Here is a 14,953-nt window from a genome sequence, read left to right on the forward strand (position 1 = left end):
TTGCGTGGGAGAGCTATCGACCTGTGCTGACACGACCCAATGGCAGTTAAAAGGAATCAATCCGCTTCCCTTGTAGCCTGGGGAGCATGGCAACCGTGATCGCACGGCCGGCGACGAGCCCGGTCGGAACGTTGGACTTCGTGAAGGTCACCGAGAGTGCGGCCTTGGCTGCATCGCGGTGGATGGGTCGCGGCGAGCGCGATAGCGCCGACGGAGCGGCCGTTGAAAGCATGCGCGAAGCACTCAACGAGATGGCGATCTCGGGCCGCATCGTGATCGGCGAAGGCGAACGCGACGAGGCGCCGATGCTCTTTATCGGCGAGCAACTCGGACGCGGCGGCTTTGAAGTCGATATCGCAGTCGATCCGGTCGAGGGGACCAATCTGGTAGCCAACGGCCTCCCCAATTCGATTGCCGTCATGGCGATTGCGGAACGCGGCGGCCTGCTCAACGCTCCCGATACCTATATGAAGAAACTCGCCGTCGGTCCGCGAGCGGCGCCGTACGTGCACATCGATGCGACGGTGCGAGACAATCTGCAAGCGGTCGCGAACGCCCTCGATAAACCGGTCAACGAAGTAACCGTGGTGATTCTCGATCGTCCGCGCCACGCGCAGCTCATCGATGAGGTGCGGCGCGCCGGTGCGCGCATCAAGCTGATCTCCGACGGGGATGTGGACGCGTGCATCGCCACGGCCGTCGACGGAACGGGCGTTCACGTGGCGATGGGCACCGGCGGCGCGCCCGAGGGCGTGCTCGCGGCGGCGGCCCTCAAATGCCTGGGCGGCAATTTCATGGGGCGTCTGGAGTGGCGTAGCGAGCACGAGATCGAACGCGCGCGGGCGATGGGCATCGGCGATATCGATCGCATCTACACGATCGACGATCTCGTGAAGGGCCACAACCTGGTCTTCTGTGCGACCGGAATTACCGACGGCGATCTCGTGCGCGGCGTCCGATTCTACGGGAACCACGCGAAAACGCATTCGGTGCTCGTCCAAGGCGACGGCACCGTGCGTTTCATCGAATCCACGCACCGCATGAGCGCGCGGCCCGCGCATGTGAAATAGCGGGCTCAACCTTTCCCGCGCCGGCGGCGTTGTAGAATGCGATGAAACGCGTACAGTACGATTTGCTCGTGATCGGCGCCGGCTCCGGCGGCTATGCCGCCGCGCGCACGGCCCACGACCTGGGATCGAACGTCGCGCTCGTGGATCACGGCCCCCTGGGCGGCCTGTGTATCCTGCGCGGCTGTATGCCGAGCAAAGCGCTGCTGGCCTCGAGCGATGCCGTGGGCGATATGCGCGACGCTGCCGAGCTGGGCGTGCGGGCCGGCGAAATCTCGATCGACTTCGAGCAAATCATGCGTCGCAAACACCGCCTGATCCGCGAGTTTGCCGACTATCGAATCGAAGGCATCCGCAAGTTTCCGCTCTACGAAGGCGTTGCGAGTTTTCTCTCGCCGCGCGAAGTGCGGGTGGGTGCCGATACGATTCTCACGGCCGATACCTTCATCATCGCGACCGGCAGCGTCGTGGCGCCTGCGGTGATTCCGGGTCTTCGCGAGGCGGGGTTCATCGATAGCGACGGGGCGCTCGAGCTTCGCGAATTGCCGAAGTCGCTGGTGGTGCTTGGCGGCGGCTACATCGGATGCGAACTCGGACAATTCTTCGCGCGCATGGGTGTGAGGGTGACGATCGTGCTGCGCAGCAAGCATTTGCTCTCGGGCGAAGACGACGATATCGGCGACGCGCTGACCGAGTACTATCGCGAAGACGGAATCGAGGTGCTGACGCAAACGCACGCCGTCCGCGTGAGCGCGAGCGGCGGCCAAAAGATCGTGCACTGCGAAACCAATGGCGTCGAGGGTGAGGTAGCCGCCGACGAGATTCTCTACTGTTTGGGGCGCGTGCCGAATTTCGAGGGTCTGGATCTCGATAAGGCTAACGTGCCGTGCCATCACATTACGGGCATCGAGGTGGACGATCGATTGCGTACCTGCAATCCCGACGTGTACGCCATCGGCGACGTTACGGGAACGCACATGCTCGTGCACGTTGCGATCTATCAAGGCGAGATCGCCGCGCGCAACGCCGTCACCGGCGGCGCCGAACGCGCCACGTACGATTTGGTCAAAACGCATACCGTCTTTAGCGAACCGCAGGTCGCCGTCGTCGGCGAGACCGAGCGCGAGCTGCGGGCGGCCGGTACGGCCTACGTCAAGGGCGTCTACGACTTCGCCGAGCACGGCAAGGCGATGTGTTTGAACAAGACCAAGGGCTTCGTTAAGGTGATGGCCTGCCCCGATTCCGGAAAGATTCTGGGTGCGGCGATTCTCGGTCCCTGGGGATCCGATCTCATTCACGAAATGATCGTGGCGATGTCGTACAACGCAACCGTGCAAGAATTCATCAAGATTCCCCACCTGCATCCCACACTCGCGGAGATCTGGACCTATCCGGCCGAGGAGTGCGCGGCCAAACTCGGTATGGCGGCTGCGGGCGAGATCGAGCCGGAGGTGGCCGTCGGTGGAACCGCCGGTTAGCTTGGCGCGCGCGAGTGCCGGCGTTCGCGTCGCGATCGTCCAGACGAAACCGCAGAAGGGCCGCTACGCGGAAAACCTGCGCGACTTGCGCGAGATCTTCGCGCAGCTTGCCGGCGGCGACGAACCGCCCGATCTGGTGGTCTTACCCGAGGCGGCGCTGACCGGGTACTTTCTCGAAGGCGCCGTCTACGAATTGGCCTTGGAACGCGACCGTTTTGTGGCGGATCTTTCGGCGGCGTGGTTTGCCGCCGGCGGCGATCGCGAAGTCGACATCGTCTGCGGGTACTACGAAAACGACGGCGGGACGTATTACAACAGCGCCGTGTATCTGCATCTCGGGCCGCAGCGCGCGATCGAGTGCATCGGAAATCATCGCAAGATGTTCCTGCCGACGTACGGCGTTTTCGACGAGGAGCGCTTTCTCTCGCGAGGCCGGCGCCTGCGAACGTTTCCCACGCGTTTCGGTACTGCCGCGCTGCTGATCTGCGAGGACGTGTGGCATTCCATCATGCCGACGATCGCCGCGATCAAGGGCGCGCGTCTGTTGATCGTTCCGAGCGCCGCCCCCGGCCGTGGGATCGAAGATGGCGAAGAGCTCGCCTCGGTCGCGCGCTGGCGCGAGATCCTCTGCGCGATCGCGGCCGAGCACGGCGTTTACGTGCTCTACGCGGGGCTTGCGGGATTCGAGGGCGGCAAGGGAATGACGGGATCGTCGTGCGTCATCGATCCGCGCGGACGCATCGTCGTGCAGGCGCCGCCGCTCGGCGCGTGCATCGTGCGGGCGACGATCGATTCGCGCGAGATCGATCTCGCGCGCGCCTCGTTGCCGTTGCTCGGCGATTTGAGCGCCGTGCTGCCCGATCTGCTTCTCGACGAAACGCTGCCGCTTCCCCGCGGCGCGACGAGGCAAGATGCTGCCGATCGTTGAGGCGCCGCGCGACGAGTTCGCGCACGCGCCTACGATCAACGCGCGCGTTGCGGCCGAGTGGCTCGAAGCATTTCTGCACGACGAATTGATCGTGCGGCGGTCGATTCCGCGCGCGGTGATCGGGCTCTCGGGCGGCGTGGATTCGGCAGTGACCGCGTATCTCTGCGCTCGCGCGCTCGGAGCGCAGAACGTGTACGCGATTCGCATGCCGTACGCGACCTCGAGCCCGAGCAGCCTGGCCGACGCGCAGTCGGTCATCGACGCGCTCGGAATTCACGAACGTACGATCGAGATTTCGGCCGCGGTCGACGGCTATCTGCAATTCGAACCCGATGCCGACGCGCGCCGGCGCGGCAACGTGATGGCCCGTACGCGCATGCTCGTGCTCTTCGATCAGTCGGCGAAGCTGGGCGCGCTGCCGATCGGAACCGGCAACAAAACCGAACGGCTGCTCGGCTATTTTACCTGGCATGCCGACGACACGCCGCCGGTCAATCCGCTCGGCGACCTCTTCAAAACGCAAGTCTGGGGCCTCGCACGGTATCTGGGCGTGCCCGAAGCGATCGTCGCCAAGGCTCCGAGCGCGGATTTGGAGGCCGACCAGACCGATGAGGGCGATTTGGGCATCTCGTACGCGCGCGCCGATGCGATCCTCGCGCAATTGCTCGTCGGGTATACCGACGCACAATTGGTCGAACGCGGCTTCGCGCTCGAAGACGTGCGCCTCGTGCGCCGCCGCGTCGACGGCACCCATTGGAAGCGTCATCTCCCCACCACGGCCATGCTCACCAACACCGCCATCAACGAATTCTACTTGCGCCCCGTGGATTTTTAGCCTAGACTAGTCAATAGACTAGTCGAAGGAGGACCATTCGCGTGAAAACCATTGGCGCCTACGAGGCCAAAACGCATCTACCGCGGCTTTTGGACGAAGTGGCTGCGGGCGAAAGCATAACGATAACCAAACGCGGCATACCCGTTGCCGTCCTGAGTCCGGCGAGCGTCAAGCCGAATCGCGAAGAGCAAGTTCGCCTGTTTCGTGAGTGGCGCGACGCGCACGGTCCACGGTTAAATATGACCTCGCAAGAAATAAAAGACCTCGTTACGCGAGGCCGTCGCCATTGAGTTGCGTGGTCGATGCCTCGATATCGATTAGCTGGTGTTTCCAAGACGAAACGTCGTCCCGCTCGGAGCGCCTACTTGACGGTGTCTTGAGCGACGGGGCGATCGTTCCGGTCATTTGGCCGCTTGAGGTTATCAACGCATTTGTGAGCGCAGAAGCGGCAAAGCGCATAGTGGTTGACGAGCGCAATACCCAACTCGCATTTCTCATGAACCTGCCCATCTCCATCGATGGCCCTCCGGGAATCGATGAATCGCGCGAAATCGCAATGTTGGCGCGTGCCTATAATCTCACCGCGTACGATTCGGCATACCTTCGATTGGCTCAACGCATGGGGCTACCCCTGGCTACCGATGATAAAGCACTTGTTCGTGTGGCTCGCACTGTGGGTGTTGCGTTATTGTGAGAGTGTTTTATCCGGTTAGTCTTAATCTCGTTGGACGAACGTGCGTGGTGGTTGGGGCGGCGGACGATCGGGAGGCGATTGAGAAGAGCGAGGCGCTGCTCGAAGCGGGCGCCGACGTGCGACGGATTTACGACGGCGCGTCGCTGCGCGATGAGGACGTGATCGACGCGTTCTTCGTGATCTCGACGCCGCAGGACGAGCAACTCTCCGCGCGGCTGCGCGCGCTTGCTGACCGGCATCGGTTTCTGCTCTGCTGCATCGACCAACCCGCGTTCGGTTTCGTCGCCATGGCGGCGATCGTCAAGGCCGGCCCCGTGCGCGTCGCCATCTCCACCGCGGGACTCGCGCCGCGCGTTGGGAAGATTCTCAAGGCCGCGCTGGCGCGCGTGATGGACGCGAAGTTCGCAGGCTTTATCGAGTCGCTGGCGGCATCGCGCGAAGCGGTGCGCCGCGAGAATCCGGCGCCCGAGCAATCGCCGAAGCGGCGCCAAGCGATGATCGAGGCGGCCGAAGGGTTCGAAGCCGAGATCGTGTTTCGTTACCCGAAGTGGTTCGACGATGCCCAGCGTTGAGATCGTTGCGGTGGGAACCGAATTGTTGCTCGGGCAACTCGTCGACACCAACACCGCGCACATCGCGGCGACGCTCGCGGCCGCGGGCATCGACGTCTATGGTACGCAAACCGTGGGCGATAACCGCGCGCGCATCGCGGCGACGCTCGCAAGCGCGCTCGAGCGTGCCGATGGCCTGATTACGACCGGCGGCCTGGGTCCGACCGTCGACGATCTCACGAAGGAAGCCGTCTGCGACGCGCTCGGACTCGACGTGGAACTCGATCGAACATCGCTCGAAGCGATTGAGACGTGGTTCGCCAAGAGCGGCGGCGTCATGCGGGAGAACAATCGCAAGCAGGCGCTGCTGCCGCGCGGCGCGCGGGTGCTCGCCAATCCCAACGGCACGGCTCCGGGTTTCATCGCGTTTCGCGCCGACGGTAAATTCATCGCGAGCATGCCCGGCGTTCCGCAGGAGATGAAGCCGATGCTCGCTGAGGCGCTCGTTCCGTACCTGCGCGAACGCTTCGGCGTCGGCGACGCGATCTACACGCGCGTGCTGCACACGATCCGAATCGGCGAGTCCGAGATCGATCACCGCATCGGCGATCTTTTTCGCACTCTCGAGAACCCCAAGATCGCCGTACTCGCGCACCAATACCGGTGCGACGTGAAGCTCATGGCAAAGGCGTCCTCGCGCGAACGTGCCGAGGAACTTATCGCGCCGGTGCAGCGCGATCTCGAGAGCCGCTTGGCCGGACACGTCTACGGATGCGACGAGCAGACTCTCGCCGGAGCGATTCATGCGTTGCTGCAGCAGGCCAATCAAACGGTTGCCGTGGCCGAATCGTGCACCGGCGGCGCAATCTGCGCGGCGTTGACGGCCGTTGCCGGGGCGTCGAAGAGTTTCGTTGGCGGCGTGGTCGCATATGATAATTCGGTGAAAATGCAGTTGCTCGGCGTCGAACGGCCGATACTAGAAAAGGCCGGCGCCGTAAGCGAAGAAGTGGCGATGGCGATGGCCGCGGGCGCGCGCTCGCGTTTGGGCGCGAACGTCGCGATTTCGACAACCGGCATAGCGGGCCCCGATGGCGGGACGCCGGAGAAACCGGTCGGATTGGTTTGGATCGGGTTCGCTGCGGCCGACGGAACGGTCAAGGCTCGACGGTATGAACTGCGCGGCGGTCGCGAGGCGATTACCGCGCGAGCGGCCACCGCCGCGCTCGGGTTGCTGTGGAACTATCTGCATAAACGGGAACCAACGGGTTCTACGTATTCGTAAACGAGGAAAACCGCCCGAGGGTCCACGGGCGATCTTTTGAGGAGAACGCCATCGTGAAGTCCCTGGTTCGTCTCGGCGCCCTATCCCTAGCGGTCGGTTTTGCTTTGAGCGCGTGCGGCGGCGGGAGCGGGGGCGGCAACCCGCCCATGGGTCCGCGATCGACGCCGACGCCGCCCCCGCCTCCGCCGCCCGGCGTGCTCGCGGCGTGCACCACGGCCGGCGCTCCGCAATCGGCCGGACGGCAGACCTTATCGGCCGGTTCGCGTTCCCCGGAAGTTTTACGCGGCCATCCGGTTCGCGGCACCGCATCGGCGCAAGGATACGTCCCGGGCGAACTCGCGGTCACGTTCGACCGCGCGCGCTATCTCCAGGACCGCTCGCAGATGCGTTCTTCGCTCTCGGCCGCGCGCGCGCAGGCCGGAACGCAGTTCGATTTTGCCGCGATCGGCAAAGTGACGCAAATCGTTCGCGTGGACCCGTCGCAGGTCGACGCGGCGACCGCACAATTGAAGAGCGCTCCCGGCGTGCAGAGCGTCGACCGCGTGGCCTATCGCCACCTGATGTCGTCGAACGCATCGGCTGCGTTCACCAACGACCCCTACTACCGTGGATTCGCGCCGGCGAACGTTCCGCCGTTCTACGAGTCGGCGAGCCTGCCCGGTCAGTGGGATATGCATGTGACGTGCGCCGCGAACGCCTGGGCCTACGCGAATGCGAGTTCGAACTCGCTGGGTATTCACGCGAATGCAACCGGTACGGGCATCAAGATCGCCATCATCGATACGGGCGCGGACGTCACGCATCCGGAGCTGAAGAATAAAATCGTGTACGCCGAAACCGACGTCAACGGCGTCGTGACGCAGAACGATCCCAGCATGCACGACAACGACGGCCACGGCACCGACGTTGCGGGTATCGCAGCGGGCGAAAACGGCAACGGCGTCGGATTCGCGAGCACCGGCTACAACGCGCAATTGATGATCTTCCGCGTCTTTGCCGACCCGCCGGCTGCGGGTTGCCCGCCGAAATCGACCGACCCGCTCTGCTCGGCCAGCACGCCCGATATTGCCACCGCAATTCAAGACGCGGTGAGCAAAGGCGCGCGCGTCATTAGCCTGAGTCTGGGCGGGAGCAAGGACACCACCGAAGAGAACGCGGTCGCAAACGCGATCGCCGCCGGCGTCGTCGTGGTTGCGGCCTCCGGAAATGAAACGGCCACGACGCTCGACTATCCCGCCGCCGACCCGGGCGTGATCGCCGTCGGCGCGTCGGCCATCGACGATTCAAACGCCAGCGCACCGGTCGAAAAAGTTGCATCGTACTCGAATTACGACGCGGCCAATCCAACGGCGTGGGGCGTCGTGGCGCCGGGCGGAGACCCCGTCGCAAACGATCCCGACGACTTGCACTGGATCGAGAATATCGACTCGAGCACCGATAAGAGCTTTGCGACATGCGCGGCCGATTACGGCAACCCCACCGGTCCAACCGATTGCCGGGCGCTCTTTGCCGGAACCTCGCAAGCCACGCCGCACGTGGCGGGCGCGGCGGCGCTTTTACTCGGCGCCGGCGTGCCGGCCGCCAACGTCAAGAACGTACTCTGTGCCACCGCGCAACGTTTGACCGATCCAAAAGCGGGCTGCGGCCGCTTGAACGTCTATCGCGCGATGGCCAACGCCGTCGGCGATCCGAACCCCTAGGCGCTAGCTCCCGAATCCGATCGAGGCGAGGACCCGTTGCGTGGCAACGGCTTCATCGAAGGTCGGGAGCGCGCTCGTTCCCGTTTCGATCTGCGCGACGAATGCGTCGAGCAGCTGCAGGATGTAGGGGACGTTCGCGCCGGCCGACTCCATCTTCGCATAGGGCGACGGTTTGCACTCGAGTTCCGACGTCTCGTCGGTATCGACCGCGAAGAGCCGCATGTCGGTCATGCCGGTGCCGCTCGCGACCGCCGTGCGATTTTCGGCATGTGCCGAGAGCGTGAACGACTCGACGGCGGTCGTCGCGTCGCAGCTCAGACGAGCGATCAATCCTTCGCCGTAGTCGAGCAGCGCGAAACAGCCGTCGTCCACCGTGGATGTAAAGCTGCCGTTCTTGTCGCGACGATCCGGGTTTGCCGTGCGGATGTAGCCGGTGCTGCGCACGGGTGCACGATCGGCGAGCCAATTTGACGTATCGATGAGGTGCGAGAGCAGCGCACCCGCCATTCCGCCGCCGCGCGCGCGATCGAACCACCACGAATTGCCGCGGTCGGTATCCTCGGCGCGCAGCCAGGTTGCGAGCTGCGTGATCTCAATTTCGCGCAGTGGAAGAAGATGTCGATTCTCGATCAATTCTTTGATCGCGGTGCGTTGGGGAATCCAGCGAAACTCGTGCATCACGCCGCAGGCCGTGCCGGCCTTGCGCGACGCATCTAGCATGCTCTCGGCCTCGGCGACGGTGAGCGCGAACGGCTTCTCGCAGAGCACGTGCTTGTTAGCAGCCAGCGAGGCGAGAACATCCGCGTGATGCGTGAACGGCGGCGATGCGATCGACACGACGTCCAATTCGCAGCCGGCGAGCATCTCGGCGCAGGAGGCGAACGCGTGCGGGATCTTCCGCTCGGAAGCGACGCGCGCGGCGCTCGTTGGCGACGCGAGTGCGACCACCTCGAAGCGCGGGTGCGCGATAAAGGCCGGTAGGTGCGCTTTCACCCCGAACCCGCTTCCCACGATGCCGACGCGATAGGGCTTGTCCGTCATGAAAGGCTCTCCTCGATGATATCGATAGCGCGAAAAAGGTCGTCCTCGCCGATGACCAGCGGCGGCGTGATCGAGAGAACGTTCCCCTCCGGTCCGGCCTGAAGCACGATGACGCCGGCCTGCAGCGCGCGTTTGACCGCGCGGTCGGCCGCCGCCCCGTCGTTTAACACGATGCCCCACATGAGACCGCGCCCGCGAATCGCCCGCGCTTTCCCGTTTTCGCGCAGGCGCGCTAGCCGCACGCCGAGCGCGATGCCGAGTTCCCGCGCGCGCGCCGGCAGTTCCAACCGTTCGATCTCGTGCACGTTTGCCAGCGCCGCGGCGCAGCCCATCGGATTGCCGAGGTACGTCGACGTATGGAGCGCTTCCCCGCGCGAGAGCGGCCACGTATCCATAACGGCCGGCGTCGCGATCGTTGCCGAGATCGGAAAGCCGTTAGCCATCGCCTTGCCGATGCAGAGAATATCCGGCACGACTTCGTCGTGCGAGCATGCGAACAGATAGCCCGTGCGTCCGAAGCCCGTGTAAATTTCGTCGAAGATCAGCAAGATGCCGCATTCGTCGCAGATCGCGCGCAATCCGGCGAGGTAGCCCTTGGGCGGCACGACGCAGCCGCCGCGCCCTTGCAGCGGTTCGACGATCATCGCCGCGATATCGGTGCGCGCCTGCAGTTGCGCGCGAACTTGTTCGAGCGGCTGGCCGTAATCGAAGAAGAGCGTGCTCTGCGGGATCAGCGCGGCGAACGGCGTACGGAATTTTTCGATCCCCGATACGGCGAGCGCGCCAAGCGAAAGACCGTGGTACGCACCGCGAAAGGCCGCGAACGCCGCCTTTCCCGTTGCGATGACGGCGGTTTTCAATGCGGCCTCGACCGCCTCCGATCCGGTCGATGCGAGAAACGTTTTCGAGAGGTCGCCGGGGGCGATGGCCGCGAGTTTTTCGAGCAGCTTGGTCTTGACTTCGGTGGGATGCACGTCCCCCATGGCGTGCATCAAACGCGAAGCCTGATCGGCGATCGCGGCGGCGACGTACGGATTGCTGTGGCCGGTGTTTGCGACGCCAAAGGCGGCGGTGAGATCGATATAGACGTTGCCGTCGACGTCAGTAACGGTTGCGCCCTCGGCCGACTCCCAGAAAATCGGAACGACGTCGTCAACGTAGGTGACGTTGTGCGATTCAAAGGCTCGAAGTGGGCCGCGCAGGTCGCGGTTGCGTGCGTTCACAGGTCTTTATCGATCCATCGGATGAAATCGGCGATCCGCGGACGTCCGCCGTGATCGCCGTGCAGCGGTGGCCGTTGCAGTTCGCCGAAGCGTGCGATGCGAACTGCCCCGGCATCGACCGCGAGCCGCAGGACCTCCGGGCGCTCGCCGGCGAGCGCGAACGCTTCGAGGGCGATGCCGTGCCGGTTCAGGTAAGCGAGCGCCTCGGCGGGTTCGCTCACCGCGTAGATCGCGAGCGTTCGCGGCAGAAAGAGCGGCGGGTCGCCGAGCGGCGGATCGACGAAGACGGCGTAACTCGCGCTCGCGTCGGCGAAGACGGCGCCCGTTCCGGCGCTCGCGCGAAACGCGGCCAGATTGCGGGCGTTGGCAATCGCCGCGGCCGTTGCGGGTTCGCGCGCCCCGAGCGGGAACTCGATCGCGGATCGCACGATGCCGTCGGCCAGCAGTTTGCCGAAGTGCGTGGGGTCGATCGCCGCGCCGGTTTCGACGAAGAGCGCGTGCAGCGACATGCAGCCCTCGGTATCGTAGAGCACCACATCGCGCGCCGCGCGCGTCGCGATCTCGCACGCGCCGGCTTCGTCGTGGAGCCATTCTCGCGAGATATACCCCACGCTCGCGCGCGATCCGTAGCCGATAAAGCGCGTCTGCGCGTCGAGCCCGGCGCGGATCTCGCCGAGCGTCGCGTCGCGTCCGAACGCGACGACCGCATCGAATCCGCGCAGTTCGCCGGCGCTCTCGCGCGCGTTCCAACCGCGCGCCTGCGCCGAGTGCCGGAACTCCGCGCGCTCTTGCGCGAGCGTTTCGAAAAATGCGGCGACGAGGCCGTCCTCGCGGTCTTTTACGAGCACGTTCGCCTTCGCGCAGAGCGCGAAGATCGCCGGCGCCAACGCCACACCGATCGTCGTGCGGCTGGAGATGATGCCGATCCGGTCGAGGCCGCGCGCCCAGGCCGTCGGCCGCCCGTTGCGCGGCGCGAAGCCGTCGAGTGCGTCGAGCGATCCGAGTTCGTTTTCGATTGCCGCGACGATCGCCGGAACCGTCATCGAGAAAAAGAGCGCGTCGAGCGCGTACTCCACCACCGGAAATGAGTAGCCCGTGCGAGCGACGATGCCGTCGAGCAGGCGCACGCGCGGCGGGAAGTCGGCGTCGCTCCAGCGCTCCGCGGCGTCCGCGATCGCGTGCACGATCGCCCGCGCGGGAAGCTCGCGCAGACTCAAAGACGCACCGTCGCGCGCAGTTCTTCGGCATCGAGCGAGCATCCGCGCAGGGCGGCGCCGCGCTCGCGCCCGATTAGGACGAATCCGCCGTCGACCTCGACTCCCAAATCTTCGGTCGCGATCGCGACGCACGACGAGCGGTTCGCGAGATCCACGTGCACCAGCGCGCCGACGGTCCCCTTGGGGAGGTTGGTACCGTCGGGGCCGACGACGCGGGCGCGCAGCCAAGGCGGCGCGACTTTCACGCGCACCGGCTGCGCGCGCGACTCGAGTGAATCGTAATACTGACTCGTGAGTTCCGTCATCCCATACTCGGCCACGATCGCCGCCCGCGGCACCGCGAACCGGCGCGCGGCCGTATCGTAGAGTTCGTCTCGCTCGACGACGCGCGCGCGGCCTTTAAATCCGCCCGTCTCCATGATGCGCGAGCCGTCGGGCAGCGCGAGCGTCTGGTGGCGCCGGGCACAAAGATCGAGCACTCCAACGAGCGCGAACGCCGTCGCCGCGATGCAGACCGCCGCACCCCGCGCGATCGCTTCGTCGAGCGCATCAACGAACGCATCGAAGAAAAGATCGTCGCCCCGTACGAACCATCCTGTTCGGCCGTCGCCGCGCGCGGCGGCGACGCGGGCCATCATATAGCCAAGCGAGGAGTCCGGCCGATCGGCCGGATTCGGTACGAGGTTCAGATAGCGCAATGCCGCGCGATCGGCGAGCATGTAGCGATCGAATCCGGCCAGCAGTGCGGCGTCGTAGAGCGCGCTCGTCTCCATGTAGTGGCGGCCGCCGAGGCCGGCAGTCGTGCCGCTGGTCGTAAAGGCGAGCGCCGCGCGATGCGGATCGAACGTGGTGAGCGCGGCTTCTTTGAACGCGCCGCTCGGCACGGCCGGGATCTGCTCCCACGTGCGCGGCAGCCGTTCGCGGGTTACGCCCAGGCTCGCGCAGTACCGCGCGTAGCCGGCGTTGTGCGCGAGCTGATGCGCGAAGACGCGTAGCGCGAGATCGTCGAACGAGGCGTCGTCGAGCGATCGCTCGTGCGCGCTCCAGGCGTCGATGACGCGAAGGATCTCTGTATCGAGCGCGCGCGCCTCGGATGCATAGGACATTACGGACGCGGGCGGCGACGGCTCGTGATGAGGCCGCTATTGAGGCCGCTCGTCGAGAGGCCGCCGTTGAACCGAGCGGATTCGACCTTTATGCAGCGATCGACGACGACGTCGAGGCCGGCCTTGTCGGCAAGCGCGATCGCTGCGTCGTTGATAACGCCGTATTGAAACCAGATCGCTTTGGCGCCGACGGCGATCGCCTCTTTCACGAGCTCCAGCACTTCGCTTGGCTTGCGAAAGACGTCCACGATATCCGGCGCCCCGCGGTCGGCGGCGTATGCCGCGAGCGAGGGATAGGCGGCGATGCCGTCGATCTGCGAGATCGTCGGATTGATCGGCGTCACCGCGAAGCGGCCCTGCGTGCGCAGATAACTGAAGACCGTATAACTCGGCCGCAGCGGATTGGGCGACGCCCCCACCACCGCAACGCTCTTGCTGCGATCGAGCAAATCCCGCCGCCCCGAAACCGTATCGAGAATCACGCCCCCACCTCACTCGCGTGAACGTGAGGAAGCGCGCACGCTCGCACGAGCGCAGTATCCAGGTCCCACGTCAAATCGGCGACGTCTTCCAACCCAACCGAGAGGCGAACCGATTCCGGCGCGACGCCGGCCTTGATCATCTCGTCGTCGCTAAGTTGCGAGTGCGTCGTCGATGCGGGATGGATGACTAAGCTTTTGGTATCGCCGACGTTCGCGAGATGACTCCAAAGATCGAGGCCGTCGATAAAGCGGCGCCCCGCTTCGCGGCCGCCGCGAATGCCGAACGTAAAGATCGACCCGGCGCCGCGCGGAAGATAGCGTTCGGCCAAACGATGCTGCGGATGACTTGCGAAGCCCGGATAACTCACCCACTCGACCTCCGGACGCGTTTGCAGAAACTCCGCGATCGCGCGTCCGTTCCGCACGTGCGCTTCCATTCGGATCGGCAGCGTTTCGAGCCCGATCATGAGCAGCCACGCATCCATCGGCGACATCTGCGCGCCGACGTCGCGCAGGACCTCGGCGCGCGCGCGCATCAAAAACGCGTACTCGCCGAACGTCTCGGTAAAGACTTTATTGTGGTAGCCCGGACTCGGCTCGGCCAGCAGCGGAAAGCGGCCGTTTTCCCACGGAAACCTTCCGGACTCGACGAGCACGCCGCCGATCACGGTACCGTGTCCGGAGATGAACTTGGTCGCGGAGTGCAGCACGATGTCGGCGCCGTACTCGATCGGCCGGCAAAGAAACGGCGACGCGAACGTGTTATCGACCACGAGCGGAACGCCCGCCGCGTGCGCGATCTCGGCGAGTGCCGCGAGATCGGCGATCGTGCCCGACGGGTTGCCGATCGTTTCGGCAAAGAGCATGCGCGTCTTCGGCGTGATCGCGTCGCGCAGCGCGTCGTGATCGGTAACCGGCACGAACGTCGTCTCGATCCCGAGCCGCTTGAGCGTAACGCTGAACTGCGTGACCGTTCCGCCGTAGATGTTCTGCGAACTCACGATGTGATCGCCGGCCTGGCAGAGCGAGAGGACCGCAGCGAGTTGCGCGGCGATGCCGCTCGAGAACGCGATCGCGCCCAATCCGCCCTCGAGGCTCGCGACGCGTTCTTCGAAGGAGGCCACGGTTGGATTGCTGATCCGGCTGTAGATGTGGCCGTAGCTGCGCAGCGCGAAGAGTTCGGAGGCTTGTTCGGTCGAGCCGAAGACGAAAGCGGCCGTTTGGTAGATCGGCGCCGCGCGCGAGCCCGTTTCCGCGTCGGGAGGCGTCCCCGCGTGAATGGCGCGGGTCGAAAAGCCGTACTGACGATCCTGCATGATGGCGAGTTCTTCGACGCGAACCTCTCTCAT

The 14,953-nt window shown here is 65.0% G+C and carries 15 protein-coding genes; 9 read left to right on the top strand and 6 right to left on the bottom strand.

The features are described from left to right. Positions 1–95: 95 nt before the first annotated feature. From glpX to VIG32_06970, 9 genes are read left to right on the top strand one after another with little or no spacing between them, the layout of a single operon-like run. Positions 96–1,070, top strand: coding sequence for a class II fructose-bisphosphatase (glpX, locus tag VIG32_06930; protein ID HEY8297741.1), 975 nt, complete (start codon positions 96–98; stop codon positions 1,068–1,070). A gap of 41 nt (positions 1,071–1,111) precedes the next feature. Beyond that, entirely contained in the window at positions 1,112–2,545 is a 1,434-nt protein-coding gene (locus VIG32_06935; protein ID HEY8297742.1) for a dihydrolipoyl dehydrogenase, read from the top strand. After that, positions 2,529–3,473, top strand: a complete 945-nt coding sequence (locus VIG32_06940) for a nitrilase-related carbon-nitrogen hydrolase (GenBank protein HEY8297743.1) — start codon at positions 2,529–2,531, stop codon at positions 3,471–3,473. The genes VIG32_06935 and VIG32_06940 overlap by 17 nt, the downstream gene beginning before the upstream one ends. Further along, positions 3,457–4,308 carry an NAD+ synthase gene (locus VIG32_06945; protein ID HEY8297744.1) on the top strand — a complete coding sequence of 284 codons (852 nt, stop codon included), beginning with the start codon at positions 3,457–3,459 and terminating at the stop codon, positions 4,306–4,308. The genes VIG32_06940 and VIG32_06945 overlap by 17 nt, the downstream gene beginning before the upstream one ends. Positions 4,309–4,349: 41 nt before the next feature. Beyond that, on the top strand, positions 4,350–4,598 hold the full coding sequence (locus VIG32_06950; protein ID HEY8297745.1) for a type II toxin-antitoxin system prevent-host-death family antitoxin: 249 nt from the start codon (positions 4,350–4,352) through the stop codon (positions 4,596–4,598). A 5-nt stretch (positions 4,599–4,603) separates the two neighbouring features. After that, positions 4,604–5,002 (top strand): type II toxin-antitoxin system VapC family toxin, encoded by a 399-nt coding sequence (locus VIG32_06955; GenBank protein HEY8297746.1) that lies wholly within the window; start codon positions 4,604–4,606, stop codon positions 5,000–5,002. 2 nt (positions 5,003–5,004) lie between these two features. After that, complete coding sequence (locus tag VIG32_06960) at positions 5,005–5,574, top strand: NAD(P)-dependent oxidoreductase (GenBank protein ID HEY8297747.1); 570 nt, start codon at positions 5,005–5,007, stop codon at positions 5,572–5,574. Then, positions 5,561–6,835 carry a competence/damage-inducible protein A gene (locus VIG32_06965; GenBank protein ID HEY8297748.1) on the top strand — a complete coding sequence of 425 codons (1,275 nt, stop codon included), beginning with the start codon at positions 5,561–5,563 and terminating at the stop codon, positions 6,833–6,835. Before VIG32_06960 ends, VIG32_06965 begins: the two co-directional genes overlap by 14 nt. A gap of 53 nt (positions 6,836–6,888) precedes the next feature. Continuing rightward, positions 6,889–8,535: a S8 family serine peptidase gene (locus tag VIG32_06970; protein ID HEY8297749.1), complete on the top strand. Its 1,647-nt coding sequence runs from the start codon at positions 6,889–6,891 to the stop codon at positions 8,533–8,535. Positions 8,536–8,538: 3 nt separating this feature from the next. On the opposite strand, the gene VIG32_06975 is transcribed toward VIG32_06970, so the two are convergent. The 6 genes from VIG32_06975 to VIG32_07000 are packed head-to-tail and all read right to left on the bottom strand — an operon-like array spanning position 8,539 to position 14,953. After that, on the bottom strand, positions 8,539–9,576 hold the full coding sequence (locus tag VIG32_06975) for a Gfo/Idh/MocA family oxidoreductase (protein ID HEY8297750.1): 1,038 nt from the start codon (positions 9,574–9,576) through the stop codon (positions 8,539–8,541). After that, on the bottom strand, positions 9,573–10,799 hold the full coding sequence (locus VIG32_06980) for an aspartate aminotransferase family protein (protein HEY8297751.1): 1,227 nt from the start codon (positions 10,797–10,799) through the stop codon (positions 9,573–9,575). The genes VIG32_06975 and VIG32_06980 overlap by 4 nt, the downstream gene beginning before the upstream one ends. Beyond that, positions 10,796–12,016 (bottom strand): acyl-CoA reductase, encoded by a 1,221-nt coding sequence (locus VIG32_06985; GenBank protein ID HEY8297752.1) that lies wholly within the window; start codon positions 12,014–12,016, stop codon positions 10,796–10,798. Before VIG32_06985 ends, VIG32_06980 begins: the two co-directional genes overlap by 4 nt. Beyond that, the gene (locus tag VIG32_06990; protein ID HEY8297753.1) at positions 12,013–13,122 is read right to left on the bottom strand and encodes a hypothetical protein; all 1,110 of its coding nucleotides are present in this window, start codon (positions 13,120–13,122) and stop codon (positions 12,013–12,015) included. The genes VIG32_06985 and VIG32_06990 overlap by 4 nt, the downstream gene beginning before the upstream one ends. Next, complete coding sequence (locus tag VIG32_06995; protein HEY8297754.1) at positions 13,122–13,604, bottom strand: CoA-binding protein; 483 nt, start codon at positions 13,602–13,604, stop codon at positions 13,122–13,124. The genes VIG32_06990 and VIG32_06995 overlap by 1 nt, the downstream gene beginning before the upstream one ends. Beyond that, complete coding sequence (locus VIG32_07000; GenBank protein ID HEY8297755.1) at positions 13,601–14,953, bottom strand: O-acetylhomoserine aminocarboxypropyltransferase/cysteine synthase family protein; 1,353 nt, start codon at positions 14,951–14,953, stop codon at positions 13,601–13,603. Before VIG32_07000 ends, VIG32_06995 begins: the two co-directional genes overlap by 4 nt.

This window comes from Candidatus Baltobacteraceae bacterium, assembly GCA_036559195.1.
Classification (GTDB): Bacteria; Vulcanimicrobiota; Vulcanimicrobiia; order Vulcanimicrobiales; family Vulcanimicrobiaceae; genus JALYTZ01.